The organism is Hyphomicrobium sp. ghe19 (assembly GCF_902712875.1).
GTDB lineage: Bacteria > Pseudomonadota > Alphaproteobacteria > Rhizobiales > Hyphomicrobiaceae > Hyphomicrobium_B.
Genome location: NZ_LR743509.1, coordinates 2013023 through 2033195, shown reverse-complemented (window position 1 = coordinate 2033195; position 20173 = coordinate 2013023). Strand labels below are relative to the sequence as shown.

Below are 20173 nucleotides of genomic sequence, written 5' to 3'. Positions count from 1 at the left end.
CCGTTGCCTCAAGACTTCGCTGCTACAGGATCTTGAAAGTCTGTCCCGACGGGCCGACGACATTCCGGAACGGTTTGCCGTCCTTGCCTCGCGCGACTGGCTAAAGCCTTGTTCCCGGCTTCAACTCTTCGTTGATTTTGATTTTCACGTCTCGATGATCTCCACGCGGGAGCGCATCCGAACCTAGGGTTTTAGCGGTTGCGTCTCCATCGGGATCGACCGCGAAAATCGCCAAAGTGCCATCCGCGGGGGCTAAAGACTCAAAATACAATTTTTTCCGCGATGTCCGCGGGCAATAAATCACCGCGTGAGCTCGATCGAAATCGGAATAACTGAATGTCGCGGCTCAAGTCAGAAAGCGGTAACAAATTTAAGGCGCGTTGCGGCGGATAATTCAACATCTCTGCATAATAGCTTTTGCATCACACCCAATCAGCATCCGGGAATTGCGGCCCGTTCGACATTGGCACTGCGTGGTCTGTTCATATTATCGGTGTGCAGACGATTCCGCGGGGTGGTAGTGATGAGAATATCTCGTGAGTTTGTCAGCGGCTTCGGTATCATTGCGGCCGCCCTGATTTTGATTTCACCAGCTGCCGCTGCTGACCTCGGCGGCAACTGCTGCGCTGACCTTGAGGAGCGTATCGCCGAACTGGAAGCGACCACCGCGCGCAAAGGCAACCGGAAAGTCAGCCTGACGATTTCGGGCTGGGTCAACGAGAACCTAATCGTCTGGGATGATGGCACCGAGCATAACGCTTACGTGGGCACGAACTCCGTCGAGCAGTCGCGCTTCCGGTTCGTCGGCGAGGCAAAGATCACGTCCGACGTTTCAGCAGGTTACCTCCTTGAAATTGGGGTGCAGGGCCATCCGTCAAATCAGTGGAATCAAAATTCTCCGAGTTCTTCGAGCAGCAACCCGAACAACCAGGACAATCAGCTTTTGGTTCGCAAAAGCTATTGGTACGTCAAGAGTCAGGAATGGGGACAGGTCGCCGTTGGCCAAAACGGTACTGCAACTTACCACCTCCTCGACGACGCCGACTTCACTTTGACACGCAACGTCGACGATGCTGAAGGCGCCGCGATCTACCTGTCGCAGTTTCAGCTGAGAGCTGATGGAAATCCCATAGGCTCGCCCGCGCTCAGATGGACGGACGTTCTGAGAGGCTTCAATAATTCGACACCTGGCGATAGCGGCCGTCGCAATGTCGTTCGCTACGACTCACCGATTTATCAGGGCTTTTCCTGGGCTGCGGCTTGGGGCGAAGCCAGCTTATGGGACATCGCGCTCCAGTACAAAAACACCATCGGAGATTTCGATGTTCTCGTGCGTGGCGGTTATGGCCAAAGCAATAATCCCGGCACCCAATTCAGCGGAACCCCGAGCACCTACGTTGCGGGCGGAACTGCTTGCATATCTTCGAGCACGACGACGGCATCATTGCCGAACTTCCGGTGCGACTGGGGTGGCGCCGCAGCCACGATCATGCACAAGCCGACCGGACTATTCGTATTCGGCGGCTGGGGTACGCAGCACATTGATACCGGGAACCCGACCACCGAGCAGCAGCTTATAGAGCCTGTTAGCAATGTGTGGTTCATCCAGCCCGGTATCGAACAGAAGTGGATTTCACTAGGCAAAACGAACATTTTTGGCGAGTACCGTCATGACGATGCCGGTTCCAATCCCGGTAAGACGGTAAGCTCGACCATCAATTTCTGGCAGGGCGGCATCATTCAATATATCGATGCGGCGGAAATGACGCTCTATGCTGTCTACGAGCACGCCGATGGCGATGTCTTCGGGAACAGCGTGACAGCCACCAGCGGCGCTCCCGTGGGGAAAACTTCTCTCGATGCATTCCAAGCGGGCATCTTTGGCGCGAAGATCAATTTCTGAAAGCGGCGCAAACTTACTTTTTTACGTCGATCCAGATGAAGCCGTCGCGGTTCGGCATCCGCACGGCGGCCAGCGTTTTCGCATTCAGCTCTTCGCTCTCCGGAATGATCGCATTGGCGGCGAGCAGGTAGGCCGTGACGGCGTAGGTCTCATCCGCGGATAAGGAACCCGGAGCCGCAGGCGGCATGCTGCGGCGAACGAAATCGAAGATCGTCGTCGCGAACGGCCAGTAAGACCCGATTGCCTTGCTCGGATTATCGGGCGATGGCGGCGTCGGCCCGCTGACGAGTTCTTCCGCCGTTCCGCCTTCCCCGTGCGAACCGTGACAGCTCGCGCATTTCTGCTCGTATATGACGCGGCCGTCTTTCGCGGTCCCCTTTCCTGGCGGCAGTCCACGCCCATCGGGAAAGATCGTGCGATCCCATTTCGCGATCGCGTCTGCACTCAACGGTGTGCCGAGGCGAGGAGCTTTGACGGCAGCATCCTCGGCGATGGCCACAGTTCCCACAACCGGAACGATGATCGCAGCCGCAACGCGCCTAAGCATAGACATGGCTGATCGTACCATCTTCATCGACGGCCCAGCAGACAATCGCGTTGTAGTGAAAGTACCCTTCGCGTCCGCGCTCTTTGATCAACACGTCGCGCTCGGGTTGGACATAGCCCGTTTCGTCCGTCGCGCGGCTTTTGAGCAGCGCAGCCTTGCCGTCCCAAGCCCACGGGGAGCGAAAGCGCGTGAAGCATTGCGACATGACGGGGGCCTGCAACTCTGCCTCGGCCCACGATTTGCCGCCGTCCGCCGAAACCTCCACCTTACTGATCTTGCCGCGGCCGCTCCATGCGAGCCCGCGAATTTCATAGACATTCGCCCCGTGCATCTTCTGGCCCGGCGAAGGTGACGTGATCAGCGATTTGGCATCCATGACGAACGTGAACATGCGCGCTTTGCCGGACGCCAAAAGCTCGGTGTATTTCGCCGTTTCGTTGCGCGTCATAGACGGAGCGTCGGTGACGTGCAGGCGGCGCAGCCACTTGATGTTGGTGATGCCTTCCCAGCCCGGCACGATCAGCCGGATCGGATAGCCGTTCTCGGGCCGCACGCGTTCGCCATTCTGATAGAGTCCGACGATCGCATCATCCATCAGCTTCGAAAGCGGCAGGCTGACGTTGAGCAGTCCGGCATCGGCGCCCTCGGCGATGATCCACGACGCCTGCGGATCGACGCCCGCCTCATCGAGCAGAAGGGAGAGCGGCACGCCGGTCCATTCCGAGCATGAAACGAGTCCATGGAAATCGCCAACCGGACGCTGGATGGGTTCCTCGTGCCACCCGGCGTTGCTGTTCCCGCCACACTCGATGAAGAGGAAGCGCGAGCGCATCGGATATCGAAGCAAGCTCGCGACGGTGAATTCCAGGGGCCGCTGCACGAGGCCGTGGATGACGAGCCTGTGCAAGGCCGGATCGATGTCCGGCACGCCGTCATGATGGCGCTCGAAATGGAGGCCGCTCGGCGTGATGATGCCTTCGAGTTCTTCCAGAGGCGTCCACGAGACGCCGTCGCCAGCAGGCGTGCGGTTGCCGCCCGTGTTGCGAACGACGTGCTTCTCGTATTTTGACGGCGTGCCGTAGCCGGTGAAGGGAAGGCCGGTTTTGTGAATCCAGGAGGGATCATCCGGATCTTCGGCCTTCGGCAGTGACGCTTCTTCCGCCCTGAGGGATGTCGCGGTCTGTGCCGTAGCGAGAACCAATCCCGCCTTGAGGAAAAGGCGGCGATGCAAAAGCCCGCCGCCGGCAACCGGTACTAGATCTTCACTTGCAAGCTTGCCGGCCATGAGGCCGTTCCGCAAACGACGTCAGGATTGGCTCGGAGTTGAGTTGCCCTTGAACGCGTTGCCTTGCGAATCCTCAGCCTCGACGCTCATCACGTCGGAAGGATTGCCCTGATAGGTGAAACGGAAGTTCGGATTTTCGCTGATCGAGATGCCGCCTGTCATCGTGAAGACGGTTTTGCCGCCAGTCTTCACGGCCACCTTGTCCACAAAATGCGTCGGGATATAGAGGCCGGTCACCTGATCCATCTGCATGCCCGAACTGTTCGGATGACGGATCATCACCTGAGCTTCTTGCGCAGCCGTGTTATCCGGGTCCTTGAAGGCGGTCATCACCTTCATCTTGCCCATCGTCTTCGCCGCTTCCTCCGGGTCCTTGCCGGCCGGAGCCGAGCAGCCGCCCGACGCTTTCACGAACTTGATCGTCATGAACAGTTTGCCGTCGTTCGTCTCGGCGATCGCGCGGACATTCGAATATTGATCGATGCGAACGCGCGTGGCCAGAACGCGTTCGCCGTTCCCGGCCGCATCGCCGTACGTGAACGTCGCGACGACGGGGGAGGGGTTTTTGTCGATGACGAGCGTCAGGGATTTCACGTCTTTGGCGAATTCAGCCGGGAGGCGAATGGTGAGGGGAACCGTGGATGCGTCTTCCGCGCGGTACGGCGCTTCGAGCGCCACTTTGCCGGCCCCGTCCGCAACCTCGCGCGTTCCGAAGAGATCCGTCCGGATGCTGTCCCAGATGACAGCCGTGTCGTCGGCCCGCGCGCTCGCCTGAGCCGCGATCATCCCCAGGACTGCCGTCAGTCCGGCAACAATCGTGGAGCGGATTATTCTGTTGCGCATCGTTTCCTCGCTTGCCGCCTTAAGGCGATCTCGTGCGTCCGGGACGCTAAATCTAGAATAAAAGACTACATTAATATGGTGACGCAGTCATCTATTTCGCAAGGCGCGGCGCCGCGACGGCGAACCGCGTTCTAAATCACGGTATTCGCAGCAATTTATTTTGCCTCGGTGCGCCGGATCAGGCGACAGCCGTCCGGCCGAGCCAGGCGCGCCAGCCCCCGAACTCCGTAATGTCCTCGGCGCCGCGAATGGCATGGCTTTCACAAAGGAAGCCTTTCACCTCTCGGCCGCCTTCGAGCACAAGCGTCCCGATCCCGAGGGGGGCCGGTATGAGCGCCACGAACGACCCGAACGCGGCCTCTTCCATTTCCCAGATTTCGACTTCGATCGCACCCGGCCCGGTACCCTCGAAGATGAGGCCCGGCTTCGGCGGCGTCGTCCCCGGCAAGGCGTAAAGACGGTATCCGGCTGCCGTGCGCGCCGTCTCCCGGTAGATGGCATCGCGCTCGGTAAGCTGGCTGTTGAGTGGCTGCCCCCTGAGATGGGCGCCGACCACCGCGACCTCGACCGTCGTCTTCTTGGCGGGCTTCACGGCGACGGGCGCTGCATCCGACAAGGCTGCCTGCGTCGCGCCAAGCTTCGCACCATCGAGCGTGCGATGAAGAGCATCACCGATCGCCGCGAGTTGTCCGTCGGCGAACGCGCGCCCGATCAGCGTCACGCCGAAAGGGATGCCGTCCTCGCGAAAGCCCGCTGGAATGGCGAGAGCCGAAAGGTCGAGGAGATTGACGAAATTCGTATACGCGCCGAGGTTCGAATTGAGGCGAACGGGATCAGCCAGCATATCGGCGATTTTGTACGTCGTGCCCGCCGTCGGCAGCACCATCACGTCCATGCGGTTCCACTCGGCGTCCGCCGCGCGGCGATATTCAGCAAGACGATAAAAGCTCTCGAATGTCGCGAGCGCAGATTTATTCCGGCCGTTGTGGATGATCTCGCGAACGACGGGATGAAGATCATCGTCGTCCATGTCGTCGACGGCGAACAGCCGCTCGGCGACCCACGGACCGTCGTAAAGCATGGCTGCGGTGTCGAGAAACGGCGCGAAGTTGAATGGGGTGATCTCCGCGCCAAGTCCGGCGAGGCGATCGATCGTGTGATGATAGAGCCGCTGATACTCGCCATCATCGAAGAACGACAGCGGCGCGTTGGGGATGCCAATTCTCAGCGGACGCGCGAAATCCTCGACGGCGAAGGGTGGCGCATCGGCCCTCGCGAAACAGTCGTCCTTGTCGAAGGCGACGGCTGTCTCTGCAAGCTTCGCGGCGTCAGCGACAGTGAGCGCAAAAATCGAAACCGCATCTTGGCTCTTGCATGCGGGTACGATGCCACGCGTCGAGATGATGCCTTTCGTCGGCTTCAGACCGACGATGTTATTGAAGGCCGCCGGAACGCGGCCTGATCCCGCCGTGTCGGTGCCGAGAGAAAACGAAACAATCCCCGCGGCGACCACCACAGCTGAACCAGAACTCGAGCCGCCGGAGATGTAGTCCGCATTGAAGACGTTCGCCGGGATGCCGTAAGGCGAGCGCGTGCCGTTGAGCCCGGTCGCAAACTGGTCGAGGTTCGTTTTGCCGATCAGGATGGCGCCGGCCGCTTCGAGCCGTTCGACGACCGCCGCCGAACGCTCGGGCACATAGGCGAAAGCTGGACAACCGCACGTCGTCGGCATACCGGCGACATCGATGTTGTCCTTTACGGCAAACGGAATGCCGTAAAGGGCCCCGCGAGGCGCGCGGCGAACGCTATCGAGAACGCTCTCCTTATCGCGAAGCGCGATCCAGTCGGGCGCAACGCCCTTGTCTCCGATCCGAGCGAAGACCTCTTCAACGGTTGCTTCGGGGGTCGTCTTTCCGCGCTCGTAGAGGGCGGTGAGGTTTGCGATGTCGAGCGATAGGGTCACGCCGTCGCCTCCGCATGTGGCTCTCTTAAGATAACGAGAGCCTGGCCGAGGGCCACAGGCCGCCCTTCGACGCAGCGCACCTCGTGAACGACCCCGCTTTGCGGCGCCGGCACGGCCATCTCCATTTTCATTGACTCGACGATTATCAGCGTCTCGCCCTCGGCGACCCGTGTTCCGGGCTCGACGAGAACCTTCCAGACGCTGCCTGGAACAGGGCTCTCGACGGCGGTGGCGCCGGGAGGCAGAACGGCGGTCGCATCCTCTTCAACGCCGCTGTCGGATGCGCCTGCCGCACCTTCCTGATCGACCTGATGCCAGCGCGCCCGTTCCGCCTCGAAGGCCGCCTGCTGACGCGACTTGAAGGCGCCAATCGACTCTTCGTTCTCGGCAAGGAAAGCCAGATAGTCCCTGAGACGAAACCTTGTCGCTTCGACTTTGACGTTGGCCTGCCCTTCAAGAAAACCGTCGCGGAACTTCGCCAGTTCTTCGCTCGTGACGGGATAGAAGCGGATCTGATCGAAGAACCGCAAAAGCCATGGCGACCCGGCTTCGAAGGCTTCCGTCGTGCGATACGTGTTCCAGACTTGGCACGTCCGGCCGAAGAGCTGATAACCGCCGGGGCCCTCCATGCCGTAGATGCACATGTAAGCCCCGCCGATGCCGACCACGTTGTCGGGCGTCCACGTGCGCGCCGGATTGTATTTCGTCGTGACGAGACGATGACGCGGGTCGACCGGCGTCGCGACCGGCGCACCGAGATACACGTCGCCCAGTCCGAGAACGACGTAGGTCGCGTCGAACACGATCCGCAGCACATCCTCGATTGAATCGAGACCATTGATGCGCCGGATGAACTCTATGTTGGAAGGACACCACGGCGCATCGGGTCTGACGCCCTGGATATATTTGTCGATCGTCTTCTGCACCGCGGGGTCGTTCCACGACAGCGGCAGATGCACGATGCGCGACGGCACCTCGATATCGCTCAAGTCTCCGAGCGCATCTTCGATGCGCGAAAGCTCCGCGAGCAAATCTTCGAGAGGCAGTGCCGAGCTGTCGTAGTGGACCTGCAAGGACCGGATACCCGGCGTCAGGTCGAGAATGCCTGCCAGCTTTCGCCGTTCGAGAGCGGTCATCAGCGCGTGTGCGCGGAATCGCAACGTGAAATCGAGAATGATCGGGCCGTATTCGACGAGCATGTAAGCATCGCCCGCGCGGCGATAAACAACGCGCGGCTTGTCGCCGGACGCCTCGCGGCCGCCGACCATGCAGTCATCCGCCCCCCACTTCGCATGCGGGAACGACGGCGCGGCGATAGACTTCAGCGTTGCGATCTCTGCGTTCTGCTTGGCAAGACGCGCGGCGGCCTCGGCAGGAGAAAGACGCGTGAAGCGGACTTTGTCGCCCGGCCGAAGCTGACCCATCTTCCAAAGTTCGGCTTGCACGATGGTCGCCGGACACACGAAGCCGCCGAGCGACGGGCCGTCGGGGCCGAGGATGACAGGCATGTCGCCGGTGAAATCGATCGTCCCGATGGCGTAGGCGTTGTCGTGAATATTGCTCGGGTGAAGCCCGGCTTCGCCGCCGTCGGTGCGCGCCCAGACGGGCTTCGGTCCGATCAGCCGAATGCCGGTCGGATTCGAATTGTAATGAACCTCCCAATCGCTCGCGAAGAACGTGTCGATGTATTCCGGCGCGAAGAAATCCGGCGCGCCATGTGGACCGTAGAGAACGCCGATATCCCAGGTATGGACGAGGCGAGGTTTGAGTTCTTCCGGAAGACGCGCCGAAGGAAAACTCGTCGCGTCGCGGCCGATATGAAGCACGTCGCCCGTCATCAATACGCGTCCGCCGTGCCCGCCGAACTTGCCGAGCGTGAACGTGGATTTGCTTCCGAGATAAGACGGAACGTCGATACCGCCGCGAACGGCGATGTAGGCGCGCACGCCCGGCCCCTTGACGCCGCCGATCTTCAGCACCTGTCCGGACTTGATCTGAATGGCTTCCCAGTAGACGACAGGCGCGCCGTCGAGCGTCGCAGACAGCTCCGCACCCGCGAGACAGATCACGGCGTCGGTGTTGAATTTGAGGGACGGTCCCGCGAGCGTCGTCTCGATCCCGGCAGTCCCTTCGTCGTTGCCGACGATACGATTGGCTAAGCGAAACGACAGCGCGTCCATCGGGCCTGATGGCGGCACGCCGACCGCCCAATAGCCGACGCGTCCCGGCCAATCCTGGATCGTCGTCTGCGTGCCCGGCGACAGAACTTCGATGGTGTCCGCTTTATAAGTGAACGTCTGCAATGTCCGCGTCAGCATCTCAGCTTTCGCAAAGACCCCTGATCCCGCGAGCTGGCGGAGATAATCGAGATTGGTTTCGAGGCCGCCGATGCGCGTTTGATCGAGCGCCGATCGAAGTCGCGCCAGCGCGTCGTCGCGTGACGATCCCTTGACGATGATCTTTGCGATCATCGGGTCGTAGTAGGGAGAAACCTCCGAGCCGCTCTGCACCCACGTCTCGATGCGCGCGCCCTTTGGCCAGGAAACGTCCGTCAACCGGCCGGAGCTTGGCCGGAAATCGCGCGCAGGATCTTCCGCGTAAAGCCGGACTTGGATCGATGCACCCGTTGGCGAAATCTTGGATTGATCGAGCGGTTGTAATTCTCCCGCCGCCTGCCGCACCATCCATTCGACGAGATCTGCGCCGAAGACTTCCTCGGTCACGCCATGCTCCACCTGAAGCCGCGTATTGACCTCGAGAAAATAGAACTCGTTCGTCTCGGCATCGTAGAGATATTCGACTGTGCCCGCGCTTTCGTAATTGACGGCCTGGCCGAGACGTCGCGCCGTCTCCCAGAGCGCCGCCCGCGTCTTCTCGGGGAGGTTTGGCGCAGGCGTCTCCTCGATGACCTTCTGGTTGCGCCGCTGCGCCGAGCAGTCGCGTTCGCCGAGCGAGACGACGTTGCCGCGGCCGTCGCCGAAAATTTGCACTTCGATGTGGCGGCCGCGCGCCACATACTTCTCGATGAAGATACCGGCGTCCTTGAAGTTGTTGCGAGCGAGGCGTTCGACGCGCTCGAACATCGGCGCGATTTCTTCCGCCGTCGACACGAGCTGCAAGCCGATGCCGCCGCCGCCGGCCGTGCTCTTGATCATCACCGGATAGCCGATGCGCTGGGCTTCGCACTTGGCGTGTTCGACATCGCGGATGAGGCCGGAGCCCGGCGCCAACGGTACGTTTGCCTCAAACGCAAGCTCGCGCGCCTTGTGCTTCAATCCGAAGGCGCGCATGTGCTTCGCCTTCGGCCCAATGAACACGATGCCCGCTGCTTCGCACGCGTCCGCGAAATCGGGATTTTCCGACAGAAAGCCGTAACCCGGATGAATCGCTTCCGCGCCGGTCTTCTTTGCAGCGTCGAGGATGGCGTCAAACTTGAGATAGCTCTCGGCCGCGGGTGATGGACCGATGGCGACGGCTTCGCCCGCCTGCATGACATGCATCGAATGACGATCGGCCTCGGAATAGACCGCGACGCTCGCAATCCCCATGCGGTCGAGCGTTCTGATGATGCGGCAGGCGATGGCGCCGCGGTTGGCGATAAGGACTTTGCGGAACATGGACGTCAGGCCCCCTTACCCCAGATGAGAACTTCGATCGGCGTGGGGTTGTAGGCGTTGCAGGGATTGTTGAGTTGCGGACAGTTCGAGATCAGCACGATGACGTTCATGTGCGCAGTCATCTCGACGTATTTTCCCGGCGCCGACAAACCATCCTCGAACGTCAACCCGCCGTCGGGCGTGACAGGCACGTTCATGAAGAAATTGATGTTGTGTCCGATGTCGCGTTTCGAGAGGCCGTACTGCTCGTTCTCGGCGATCGCGAGCAGGTAACTGTCGCGGCACGCGTGCAGCGATTTCTTTTCGAGCGCGTAGCGAACGGTGTTGCTCTCCGTCGCACAGGCGCCGCCGAGCGTGTCGTGGCGGCCGACCGTATCGGCCGTGATCGTCAGCATAGGACGGCAGATATCGGAACGAAGCACAGAGCCCGCCGTGAGATAGATATTGCCTTGCTCCCGGATGGTGTCGGACGCCGAGTAGCGTTCCGCCGGATCGTCGGCGTTGAAGAACAAAGTATCCGCGGCCTGATTGCCTTCGAGATCGAGAAGGCGAAGCGTCTCGCCCTCAAGAACGACGTGCATCCAATATTGGCCTGCGGGAACGATACGGCGATAAATCGCGTCGGCTTCGCGAAGCGTGCTTTCTTTGATCATTGATGCACGTCTCCACAGCAGCCAGCGAGAAAGATGCGGTTGTTCTCGAAGCCCCGCTCGTTCTCGGGCGCGGAAATCCGCGCGGGATCGTCGAGCGCTGCGGGCGGCCCCTCAAAGATCTCGAAGTGCACCGGTTTCCGTGGGTACGTATTCGCGAGGTTCAACGGATGCGGGCAGGTGTGGAAGAGCACGAGCGTATCGATCTCGAAGCGCAGCTCGACCTGGGCGCCGGCCTTCGCGGCCGAAGTATCGAGCGACATCGCGCCGTCGGAGGCGACGGCAATCTTGCTGAACCAGTTGACGTTCGCCGCTAGGTCCCGCCGTGTCAGGCCGTATTTGGCGCCTTCGACAAGGAAACTGTCGTGGCCGTTCTGCTGCCAGTCGTTGCGCGCTGTTTGATAGCTCTTCTCGCCCCACTTGCGCGCAACGATGGCCTTCGTCGTATTTCCGGTGACGGTATCGTGCCAGCCGAACGTATCAGATACGACCGAGCAAAAAATGCGGCCCATATCCGAATAGAGACAATGACCGGTAGTTAGCTTGAACGTGTGCTGACATTTCAGCGTGTCGGGCGCGTTGTAGCGCTCGAGCAAGTTCTGCGGATTGTAGAAGAGCATTCCGATATTCGCGCCGCCCTCGACGTCGGTCAGGCGCAGCCGCGTGTTTCGGCGCATCAGCAGCGACCAGTGCTTACCCCCCGGCAGCGTGTCGCCGTAGATCATGTTTCCCATTATTTTCTCTCCCAACGCAGAAGCGCCCATTGAAAGACGCAACTGGCGCGCCAGTCCGGGCCGTCCCGGGTTCGTGAGAAGCCGCTGAGGGTCGTCCCTCGCAGCCAGCGTGATGGCCTAGGAACGTGGAGCCGAATGCCCATGACGCGTTAGAACGCCAGGGCTTCCTGCTACCTTCTTAGGCCAGATCTCGATGTCCTTGGTGACGGTCGCGCCCTTCGGGATCGCCGGCGCGGTCGGAGGCGGCGTGGGAATGTCAGCAGAGAGCCGTGCCCCATAGCGCTCGGCCTCTTCCGGCCGGTTGCGAGGCCGCTCGAAAGCGATGATGCGCGTACCGAGTTCGAAAGCTTCGCTCAAGTCGTGCGTGACCATGACGACGGTCAGCGACGATTCATTCCAGATGCGCCGCATGAGGACATGAATATCCGATCGGATACCGGGATCGAGTGCACCGAACGGTTCGTCCAGCAGCAAGACCTTTGGCCGCCGCATTAGAGCCTGGGCGAGCGCCAGGCGCTGCTGCATGCCCCCCGAAAGCGCCGATGGATATTTCTTCTCCTGACCCGCAAGCCCGACGGCGGACAGAAGCTCGCGTGCTTCCTCCTCGGCTTGTTTGCGCGCACGCCCGAACAGACGGCCGAAGGCGCCCGCCTTCTCGAACTCCCGCCCAATGATGACGTTGCCGAGAACCGTCAGATGCGGAAACACCGAGTAGCGCTGGAAGACGACGCCGCGGTCCGCATCGGGCTCCGCTTTGAGCGGAACACCTTCGACGAGAATGCTTCCGCGCGTCGGCCGCTCTTCGCCGAGGAGCAACCGCAGGAATGTTGTCTTGCCGCATCCCGAGGGGCCGACCAGCGCCACGAACGAGCGCGTCTCGATTTCGAGATTGATCTGCTCGAGTACGACGTGATCGCCGTATTCTTTCCAAACCTTGTCGAAGACGATGGCGTTCATGCAGTTCTCGCTTCGGCAAACCAAGGAAACGACTTGCGTTGAAGCAGCCGCAGGGAAAGGTCCATGATGAACGCCAGAAGCGTGATCCACGCGACGTAGGGGAGGATCACATCCATCGAGAGATACCGGCGAACGAGAAAGATGCGGTAGCCGAGGCCAGAGTCGGCAGCGATCGCCTCGGCTGCAATCAGGAAGAGCCACGCCGGACCGATTTCCAACCGAACGGAATCGATCAGTCGCGGCAGGATTTGCGGCAGCACGATGCGCAAGGCGATCTGCGGCGTCGATGCGCCGAGCGTCTGTGCCTTGATCAGCTGCTCGCGCGGAATGTCTTCGACCCGAAGCGCGATATCGCGAATGAGTTTCAGCGATGTGCCGACGACGATCAGGGTGATCTTCGAGGCTTCCCCAAGTCCCATGACGATGAAAAGAATGGGAAGGAGCGCGAGTGGCGGCACCATCGATAACACCGCCACGACCGGCCCGAGTGTAGCGCCCATCACCGGCAGAACTCCGATGACGATGCCGAGAACGAGGGCGATAGCCGTCGAGATCGCAAGCCCGGCGATGAGACGCGTCAGGCTCGCCGACGTATCTGCCCAAAGCAGATGGTCGCCCGTGCGGGTGTCGGGCTTCATCGCGTAGGCGTCGATCGCTTCGCCCATCTTGGCGAATGACGGGAGAAGCTTGTCGTTCGCGTTCTCGGCAAGCCGAATGTCGGAAGCGATAATGTAGGTGAGTAGGAGCAACGCAAATGGCAGGAAGGCGAGGGCAAGGCGCCAGCTCTTGTCCGGTCGAAAATTCATAGCGCGCATGCGGTCGCCTTCCTTCAGTTTGCTTTGTGAGACGCGGCCGATCAGAGCTTGCCGTCTTCGGCTTCTTTCATGAACGTCGCGTCGTAGCGGAACTTGACGTTCGACTTGTCGCCGAAGACCGTTTTGTCGGGGAACTCGACGCCGATCGCGCCGTCCGATTTCGCGTCTTTGCCGAGCAACGATTTCTCGAACAAGAATTTGGAGACGCGCTCGGTTGTCGTCTTCAGATCTTTGCCGGTGGTGAAAGCCACAGCATCCTTCGGATCGGCGAAGAGCTTCGTCGTCGCGAGCTGTTCGTCAAAGCCTTTGAGGTCGGTGCCGGAAGCCTTGGCCATGGCTTCCTTCGAAGCCGTACCGTCCTTTAGCGTCGCAAGCGTCTCGTACCAGATACCCGCGAGCGCCTTCGCGAACTTCGGATTGTCTTTCAGCACGGCCGTGTTGACGACCATGAGGTCGATGATCTCGCCCGGAATTTGCGAGCTGTCGAAAACCTTCTTTGCGTCCGGCGATTCGAGGATCGTTGAAACGATCGGCTTCCAAGTCACGACGGACGTTACGTCGTGCGTCTTGTAGGCAGCCGCCATATCGGCGTCCGATGTGTTGACGACCTTCAGGTCCTTCTCGGCAAGCCCGACGCTTTCGAGGCCGCGCGCGAGCAGGTAGTGCGAGACCGAGAACTCGACGAGATTGACGTTCTGGCCCTTGATGTCGGCGAGCTTGTCCTTGTTCTTCAGGATCACGGCGTCGTTGCCGTTCGAGAAGTCGCCGACGATAACGGCCGTGGTGTCGACGCCGCCAGCCGCGGGGATCGAAAGAGCGTCCATGTTCGTCACGGTGACCGCGTCGAACGAGCCCGCCGTGTATTGATTTATGGATTCGACGTAGTCATTGAACTGTTTGACTTCGATGTTGATGCCGTACTTGTCGGCCCATTTTTTCACGATGCCGGAATCGGCAGCATAGCCCCATGGCATCCAGCCGACATAAATCGACCAGGCGACTTTGAAGTCTTTTTTCTCGGCGGCATGTGCAGGCGACAGGGCAAACCCTGTCACGGCCGCGAGGCCGATCGCAGCCTTCAAAATTTGCTTGATGGAAAAGCGCATCGCCAACCCCTGTCCTTGTGCTGACCACTCTGTGAGGCCGCAAGGGACTTCGAGACAGGAACGGAAGACCTCGGATGAGCGCGGTGAGATCGCGCGGAGGGAGGCCTGTCCGTTCGAGCGCCGAAGCAACTCGCGGTGTAGGTCTCCCGGGCTTTTATCCCGCCGTGGCTCCGCCGCGCTTCACGCGAGGCGGGAGAGCCTCTCTCGGACCTGACGCTTGTGAAGCCGGAACCCTAGAGGCGTTATGCGCCATGCTTTGCACGCGGCGTGCCAAGGCTTTCTTGTCGGAAAAATGCAGGAAATCTTCGGGTGTTGATGATTGCGCTGCCAGCTGCTTGTGCTGAACGCCTAGTACCTAGGCAATTGTGCGCGAGCCGAGCGCTCGTCACCAAAACAGTTATGCTTCGGCCAACCTCGGCCGCGAGGAGAGCAGTCCGCGCAACATCCCGACGACGCGCGATGCCGGACCCTTGCCGCCGCATTGAATGCTGATCCGCGCGCCCTCGAATAGAAGAAAGACTTCATCGGCGAGCAAATCGGGGTCGCGATATCGAGCGGCGCGGAAGAGCCCGACGAGGCGGTCGTGCTTCCGCTGTTTGTAAGCTTCGATCACAGCGCGGGCCGGGTGGCCGGTATCGAGTTCGACGGCGGCATTCGCCAGCGCGCAGCCGCGCTCCAACTTGTTCGTCAGCACGTCTTCGACAAAATCGACCCAGGCATCGACTTGCTTTTGCGGGTTGTCTGCATTCTCGGCCAGAATGCGATTGAGTATGTCATCGCCTTCATTTGCGAGCTGCTGGACGTATGTGACGATAAGCTCGTCCTTCGATTTGAAATGACGGTACAGCGTCATCTTGTTCGTAAGCGCCGTCTCGGCGATTGCCTCCACGCCGACGGCATGCACGCCGTGCCGGTAGAAGAGATCGCGAGCTGCGATCAGAATTCGCTCTCGTGGTGATTTGACAGCGAGTTGCCCCTCGGCGACTGCCACTGATCCGCCAGCGCTGCGCAAATCTTTCTCCCGCGCAAAGCTCATGCGCCCTTGACGAGAATGTTACCGATCGGTAGCAGTATGTTACCGGTCGGTACCGGGTAACATGACTCTGTAACCTCTGTCACCCGGTACTTAACGCGCGCTGAACAATTGGCGTGCGCCCGTTCGGGGTGGGATCAGAAGAACAATTCACGCGGGCCGAGCGCGATTCCGCTCGGCGCGGCTGACGCTGGCGCTCGATATGGAACGCAATCGGTTCCTTCGTGCGCTGATTTCAAATCTATAAGACGGAGACAGAACCCGTGTTCCAACGGTCCGCCTCAATCGCTGCAGTTTTGCTGACTTTATCGGCGGGACTTTCCGCATGTAGCGAAGAGAAATCCGCGGCTCAAGCTGCGCCTCCGCCGGCGCCGCAAGTCACCGTGGCCAAGCCCACGAAGAAGATCGTCGCAGACTACGATGAATACGTCGGGCGTTTCGTTGCTCTCGATTTCGTCGAAGTGCGCGCGCGCGTTTCGGGTTACCTCGACAAGATCCACTTCACCGATGGCCAGATGGTCAAGGTCGGCGACCCGCTCTTCACGATCGACCGTCGGCCCTTCCAGGCGGCGTTGGACCAGGCGAATGCCTCGATCGCCCAGGCAGAGGCGAACGTTGCCTTCGCTCAGTCTGACCTGGAGCGCGGTGAGAGTCTCGTTCGCGGCACCACGATCACGCAGCAGTCGCTCGATCAACGCCTTCAGGCGAAGCGCGTCGCCGAAGCCAATCTGACGGCGCAGAAGGCGGCGTCCCGCCAGTTCGCTCTCGATTTGGATTTCACCGAACTCGCCGCTCCGATCGCCGGAAGAATAGGCGATCGCCGCGTCTCGGTCGGAAACCTCGTGACCGGCGGAACAGCCGGAAGCACGACATTGCTCGCAACGATCGCCTCGGTCGATCCGATCCGTTTCGAATTCACGATGGATGAGGCGTCATACCTTCGTTACTTGAAGGCTGCGTCGGCGAAGGCGGCCGACAGCGCCGGTCGTGGCTTGAGCATGTCCGCTCAGCTGAAGCTGATCGACGAAAAAGACTTCGTCCACGAAGGTCAGATCGACTTCGTCGACAACGCCATCGATAAGTCGTCCGGCACGATCCGCGGCCGTGCGGTCTTCAAGAATGCCGACGGACGCCTCACGCCGGGTATGTTCGGCCGTATCCGGATTGTGGCTTCTGAACCGGCAGAGGCGCTGCTCGTTCCCGATGCCGCCATCGGCACCGAGCAGGTTCGCAAGTTCGTCTATGCCGTCGGCAGCGACAATGTCGCTACACCGAAATACGTCACGCTCGGACCGTTGGTCGATGGACTGCGCGTCGTGACGGCGGGCCTCTCGCCCGACGACACGGTCATCGTGAACGGCCTGATGCGCATCCGGCCCGGCGCGAAAGTCACGCCGCAGCAGGCATCCGCTGACGCTTCCACTCCGAAGGACCAGACGGTCCGGACCCAATAAAGAACGGCCCGTCCAATGCGCATCTCGCACTTCTTTATCGACCGCCCGATCTTCGCGGCCGTCATCTCCATCGTGCTCACCATCATCGGCTTGGTATCCCTTACCCGCCTGCCGATCGCGCAATATCCGGAAATCGCGCCGCCGGTGGTGAACATCACGGGGCAATATCCGGGTGCCAGCGCGGAAGTCGTCGCCGCGACGGTCGCGACGCCGCTCGAGCAGCAGATCAACGGCGTTGAGCACATGCTCTTCATATCGTCGAACTCGACGAATGACGGCCGCTTCTCGATCTCCGTCACCTTCGACATCGGCACCAATCTCGATATTGCGCAGGTTCAGGTGCAGAACCGCGTCTCCATCGCACTGCCGAGACTGCCCGCGGACGTGCGCAACATCGGCGTCACCGTCGCGAAGGCGTCGCCCGACCTCATGATGGTCGTGCATCTGCTGTCGCCCGACAACTCGCGCGATACGCTTTTCATTTCGAACTACGCGAGCGTGAACATCGTCGATGCGCTGACCCGCGTGCAAGGCGTCGGCTCGATTACCGTTTTCGGCGGTCGCGATTATTCGATGCGCGTCTGGCTTGATCCCGACCGCCTGCAATCGCTGGCGCTGACGGCAAGCGACGTCGTCACGGCCCTGCAGGGGCAGAACGTCCAGGTGGCCGCCGGCGTGCTCAATGCGCCCCCGCTCGAAAAGCCGGGTGCATTCCAGATCACGGTGCAAACGCAGGGCCGCCTGATCGATCCGAATGAATTCGGAAATATCGTCGTCAAGCAGAACGCCAACTCCGTCGTCCGAGTGAAGGACGTGGCGAGAGTCGAACTTGCGGCGCTCGATTACGGCATCAACTCGTATCTTGATAAGCAGGCGGCGGTCGGTCTCGGCGTCTTCCAGCTGCCGGGTTCCAACGCCATCGATACGGCGAAGAACATTAAACAAGCCATGGCGGAGATGGCGAAGAGCTTCCCGCCGGGGCTCGAGTACACCATCGTATACAACCCGACCGACTTCATTCAGCAGTCGGTCGACGCCGTCGTTCACACCATCCTCGAAGCCGTCGTTCTGGTGGTGATCGTCGTCCTGCTCTTCCTCCAGACGTGGCGCGCGGCGATCATCCCGATCGTAGCCATCCCTGTTTCGCTCGTCGGCACCTTCTTCCTGATGCAGATGTTCGGCTTCTCGCTGAACAACCTGTCGCTCTTCGGCCTCGTGCTGGCGATCGGTATCGTTGTCGACGACGCGATCGTCGTGGTCGAGAACGTCGAACGCAACATGGCGAACGGGATGAGCCCCAGGGAAGCCTCCTACAGAACCATGGAGGAGGTGGGCTCGGCTCTCATCGCCATCGTGCTCGTTCTATGTGCGGTGTTCGTTCCGTCGGCATTCATCACCGGCATCTCGGGCCAGTTCTATCGTCAGTTCGCGCTGACGATCGCGGGCGCGACGGTGATTTCGCTGATCGTCTCATTGACCCTGTCGCCCGCACTCTGTGCCATGCTTCTGAAGCCGCATTCGACCGAGCATAAGCACAGTCCACTGACGTGGCCCATCCGCGCGTTTTTCAATGCCTTCAACTGGAGCTTCGACCGGCTATCCAGCGGCTATGGCTGGCTGGCTGGCCGCGCCGTCCGGTTTTCTATCCTGATGCTGGTCCTTTACGCGGGGCTTATTGCATTCGGATTGAATGAATTCCGCAAAACTCCTGTCGGCTTCATCCCCGACCAGGACGGCGGCTATCTGATCACGATCACCCAGTTGCCGCCTGCCGCTTCTTTGGCTCGCACCAACGAGGTCAATAAGCGCGCCGTTGAACTGGCCCTCACCGTTCCGGGCGTCGCCCACGCCGTCAATATCGTCGGCTTCTCGGGCGCAACGCGCGTCAACGCCTCGAACGCAGGCGCCGTTTTCGTAACGCTGAAACCATTCGAAGAGCGCGCCAAAGATCCGAACCAGTCGGCGAAAGCCATTCAGGCTACGCTCTTGAAGAAATTTTCCACGATCCAGGAAGCTTTGGTGCTTGTCGTGGCGCCGCCGCCCGTCCGCGGTCTTGGCAGCTCCGGCGGCTTCCGCATGATGGTGGAGGATCGTTCGGGTGCCGGCTCGGCCGCGTTGCAGGCGGCTGTCAACGCGATGATGGGCAAGGCGGCTCAGACGCCGGGCGTGCGACAGGTGTACTCGCTCTTCGAGACCTCGACGCCCCAGCTCTATCTGGACATCGATCGCGTCAAGGCGCAGATGCTCGGCATTCGTATCCCGGAAGTGTTCGCCGCACTCCAGACGTACCTCGGCTCGATCTACGTCAACGACTTCAACCTGCTGGGCCGTACCTTCCGCGTGACGGCGCAGTCCGACGCCGATTACCGCCTGGAAGCGAAAGATGCGCTGAGCATTCGCGTCCGCAATTCGAACGGCGATGCCGTTCCGCTCGGCTCGTTCACGACCGTGAGCGATATTTCGGGCCCGGCGCGTGTTCCCCGCTACAACCTTTATCCGGCAGCCGAACTCGATGGTTCCGCGGCTCCCGGATACTCGCAGGGACAGGCGATCGACATCATGCAGAAGCTGGCGGCGGAAACGCTTCCGCCTGGCTTCAGCTATGAATGGACCGATCTCGCCTATCAGCAGATCCGCGCCGGCAACACGGCCATCTTCGCGTTCGCTCTGGGCGTCCTGTTCGTGTTCCTCGTCCTTGCCGCGCAGTTCGAAAGTCTGACGCTGCCGCTAGCGGTCATCCTGATCGTCCCGATGAGTCTCATCGCATCGATCTCGGGCGTCATCCTCCGGGGAATGGACAACAACATCCTGACCCAGGTCGGCTTCATCGTTCTCATAGGTCTAGCGGCGAAAAACGCTATTCTGATCGTGGAGTTCGCGGAGCAACTCGAAGCCCAGGGCAGAACCCGATTCGAGGCCGCGACCGAAGCGGCCCGGTTGAGAATGCGGCCGATCATCATGACGTCGCTGGCGTTCATCCTCGGCGTGGTGCCGCTCGTTTGGGCGGTCGGCGCCGGCGCTGAACTTCGCCAGGCTCTCGGAACCGCGGTCTTCGCGGGTATGCTCGGCGTGACCTTCTTCGGTCTGATCTTCACGCCCGTCTTCTATGTGGTTTGCCGCTGGCTGTCCGATCTCGGCCGCAGGTCACGGGCGCCATCTCACGAGACGCCGCTTCATCCGGCCGAATAGGCGCAAGCCGCCTTTCGGGTACCCGCAAGCCTCGCACAGGACGCCGGAGTCAGAACAGACTCCGGCGTTTTTCATGG

At 60.8% G+C, this 20173-nt stretch carries 14 protein-coding genes and 1 riboswitch; of the genes, 3 read left to right on the top strand and 11 right to left on the bottom strand.

Features of this window, described 5'->3' with window-relative positions; translation table 11 throughout:
• The first annotated feature begins 523 nt into the window (after window positions 1–523).
• Window positions 524–1903, top strand: a complete 1380-nt coding sequence (locus tag AACL53_RS09690; RefSeq protein ID WP_339084298.1) for a porin — start codon at window positions 524–526, stop codon at window positions 1901–1903.
• Window positions 1904–1916: 13 nt separating this feature from the next.
• Here the strand turns inward: AACL53_RS09690 and AACL53_RS09685 are convergent, their stop codons facing one another.
• The 11 genes from AACL53_RS09685 to AACL53_RS09635 form a co-directional block, all read right to left on the bottom strand.
• The gene (locus AACL53_RS09685; RefSeq protein WP_339084297.1) at window positions 1917–2456 is read right to left on the bottom strand and encodes a c-type cytochrome; all 540 of its coding nucleotides are present in this window, start codon (window positions 2454–2456) and stop codon (window positions 1917–1919) included.
• Window positions 2443–3735: a sulfite dehydrogenase gene (soxC, locus tag AACL53_RS09680; RefSeq protein ID WP_339084296.1), complete on the bottom strand. Its 1293-nt coding sequence runs from the start codon at window positions 3733–3735 to the stop codon at window positions 2443–2445. The genes AACL53_RS09685 and soxC overlap by 14 nt, the downstream gene beginning before the upstream one ends.
• Window positions 3736–3756: 21 nt before the next feature.
• Window positions 3757–4578, bottom strand: a complete 822-nt coding sequence (locus AACL53_RS09675) for a quinoprotein dehydrogenase-associated SoxYZ-like carrier (RefSeq protein ID WP_339084295.1) — start codon at window positions 4576–4578, stop codon at window positions 3757–3759.
• Window positions 4579–4756: 178 nt separating this feature from the next.
• Window positions 4757–6541, bottom strand: a complete 1785-nt coding sequence (gene atzF / locus AACL53_RS09670) for an allophanate hydrolase (protein WP_339084293.1) — start codon at window positions 6539–6541, stop codon at window positions 4757–4759.
• Entirely contained in the window at window positions 6538–10158 is a 3621-nt protein-coding gene (gene uca, locus AACL53_RS09665; protein ID WP_339084292.1) for an urea carboxylase, read from the bottom strand. Before uca ends, atzF begins: the two co-directional genes overlap by 4 nt.
• Before the next feature lie 5 nt (window positions 10159–10163).
• Window positions 10164–10811 carry an urea amidolyase associated protein UAAP2 gene (locus AACL53_RS09660; RefSeq protein ID WP_339084291.1) on the bottom strand — a complete coding sequence of 216 codons (648 nt, stop codon included), beginning with the start codon at window positions 10809–10811 and terminating at the stop codon, window positions 10164–10166.
• On the bottom strand, window positions 10808–11542 hold the full coding sequence (locus AACL53_RS09655; RefSeq protein ID WP_339084290.1) for an urea amidolyase associated protein UAAP1: 735 nt from the start codon (window positions 11540–11542) through the stop codon (window positions 10808–10810). Before AACL53_RS09655 ends, AACL53_RS09660 begins: the two co-directional genes overlap by 4 nt.
• Window positions 11543–11659: 117 nt before the next feature.
• Window positions 11660–12499, bottom strand: coding sequence for an ABC transporter ATP-binding protein (locus AACL53_RS09650; protein WP_339084289.1), 840 nt, complete (start codon window positions 12497–12499; stop codon window positions 11660–11662).
• Complete coding sequence (locus tag AACL53_RS09645) at window positions 12496–13314, bottom strand: ABC transporter permease (RefSeq protein ID WP_339084288.1); 819 nt, start codon at window positions 13312–13314, stop codon at window positions 12496–12498. The genes AACL53_RS09650 and AACL53_RS09645 overlap by 4 nt, the downstream gene beginning before the upstream one ends.
• A 41-nt stretch (window positions 13315–13355) precedes the next feature.
• On the bottom strand, window positions 13356–14420 hold the full coding sequence (locus AACL53_RS09640) for a putative urea ABC transporter substrate-binding protein (RefSeq protein WP_339084287.1): 1065 nt from the start codon (window positions 14418–14420) through the stop codon (window positions 13356–13358).
• A gap of 141 nt (window positions 14421–14561) precedes the next feature.
• Window positions 14562–14668: riboswitch (guanidine-I (ykkC/yxkD leader) on the bottom strand.
• A 149-nt stretch (window positions 14669–14817) separates the two neighbouring features.
• Window positions 14818–15456 carry a TetR/AcrR family transcriptional regulator gene (locus tag AACL53_RS09635; RefSeq protein ID WP_339084286.1) on the bottom strand — a complete coding sequence of 213 codons (639 nt, stop codon included), beginning with the start codon at window positions 15454–15456 and terminating at the stop codon, window positions 14818–14820.
• 260 nt (window positions 15457–15716) lie between these two features.
• Between AACL53_RS09635 and AACL53_RS09630 the strand changes: the two genes are divergently transcribed.
• Window positions 15717–16907 carry an efflux RND transporter periplasmic adaptor subunit gene (locus AACL53_RS09630; RefSeq protein ID WP_339084285.1) on the top strand — a complete coding sequence of 397 codons (1191 nt, stop codon included), beginning with the start codon at window positions 15717–15719 and terminating at the stop codon, window positions 16905–16907.
• Between the two features lie 15 nt (window positions 16908–16922).
• Window positions 16923–20096, top strand: coding sequence for an efflux RND transporter permease subunit (locus tag AACL53_RS09625; RefSeq protein WP_339084284.1), 3174 nt, complete (start codon window positions 16923–16925; stop codon window positions 20094–20096).
• Window positions 20097–20173: the final 77 nt, after the last annotated feature.

Coding starts and splice junctions, on each gene's coding strand:
- AACL53_RS09650 (WP_339084289.1), bottom strand. CDS start 12,499: ATGAACGCCATCGTCTTCGACAAGGTTTGGAAAGAATACGGCGATCAC.
- AACL53_RS09685 (WP_339084297.1), bottom strand. CDS start 2,456: ATGTCTATGCTTAGGCGCGTTGCGGCTGCGATCATCGTTCCGGTTGTG.
- AACL53_RS09640 (WP_339084287.1), bottom strand. CDS start 14,420: ATGCGCTTTTCCATCAAGCAAATTTTGAAGGCTGCGATCGGCCTCGCG.
- AACL53_RS09625 (WP_339084284.1), top strand. CDS start 16,923: ATGCGCATCTCGCACTTCTTTATCGACCGCCCGATCTTCGCGGCCGTC.
- AACL53_RS09675 (WP_339084295.1), bottom strand. CDS start 4,578: ATGCGCAACAGAATAATCCGCTCCACGATTGTTGCCGGACTGACGGCA.
- soxC (WP_339084296.1), bottom strand. CDS start 3,735: ATGGCCGGCAAGCTTGCAAGTGAAGATCTAGTACCGGTTGCCGGCGGC.
- uca (WP_339084292.1), bottom strand. CDS start 10,158: ATGTTCCGCAAAGTCCTTATCGCCAACCGCGGCGCCATCGCCTGCCGC.
- AACL53_RS09660 (WP_339084291.1), bottom strand. CDS start 10,811: ATGATCAAAGAAAGCACGCTTCGCGAAGCCGACGCGATTTATCGCCGT.
- AACL53_RS09690 (WP_339084298.1), top strand. CDS start 524: ATGAGAATATCTCGTGAGTTTGTCAGCGGCTTCGGTATCATTGCGGCC.
- AACL53_RS09635 (WP_339084286.1), bottom strand. CDS start 15,456: ATGAGCTTTGCGCGGGAGAAAGATTTGCGCAGCGCTGGCGGATCAGTG.
- AACL53_RS09645 (WP_339084288.1), bottom strand. CDS start 13,314: ATGCGCGCTATGAATTTTCGACCGGACAAGAGCTGGCGCCTTGCCCTC.
- AACL53_RS09655 (WP_339084290.1), bottom strand. CDS start 11,542: ATGGGAAACATGATCTACGGCGACACGCTGCCGGGGGGTAAGCACTGG.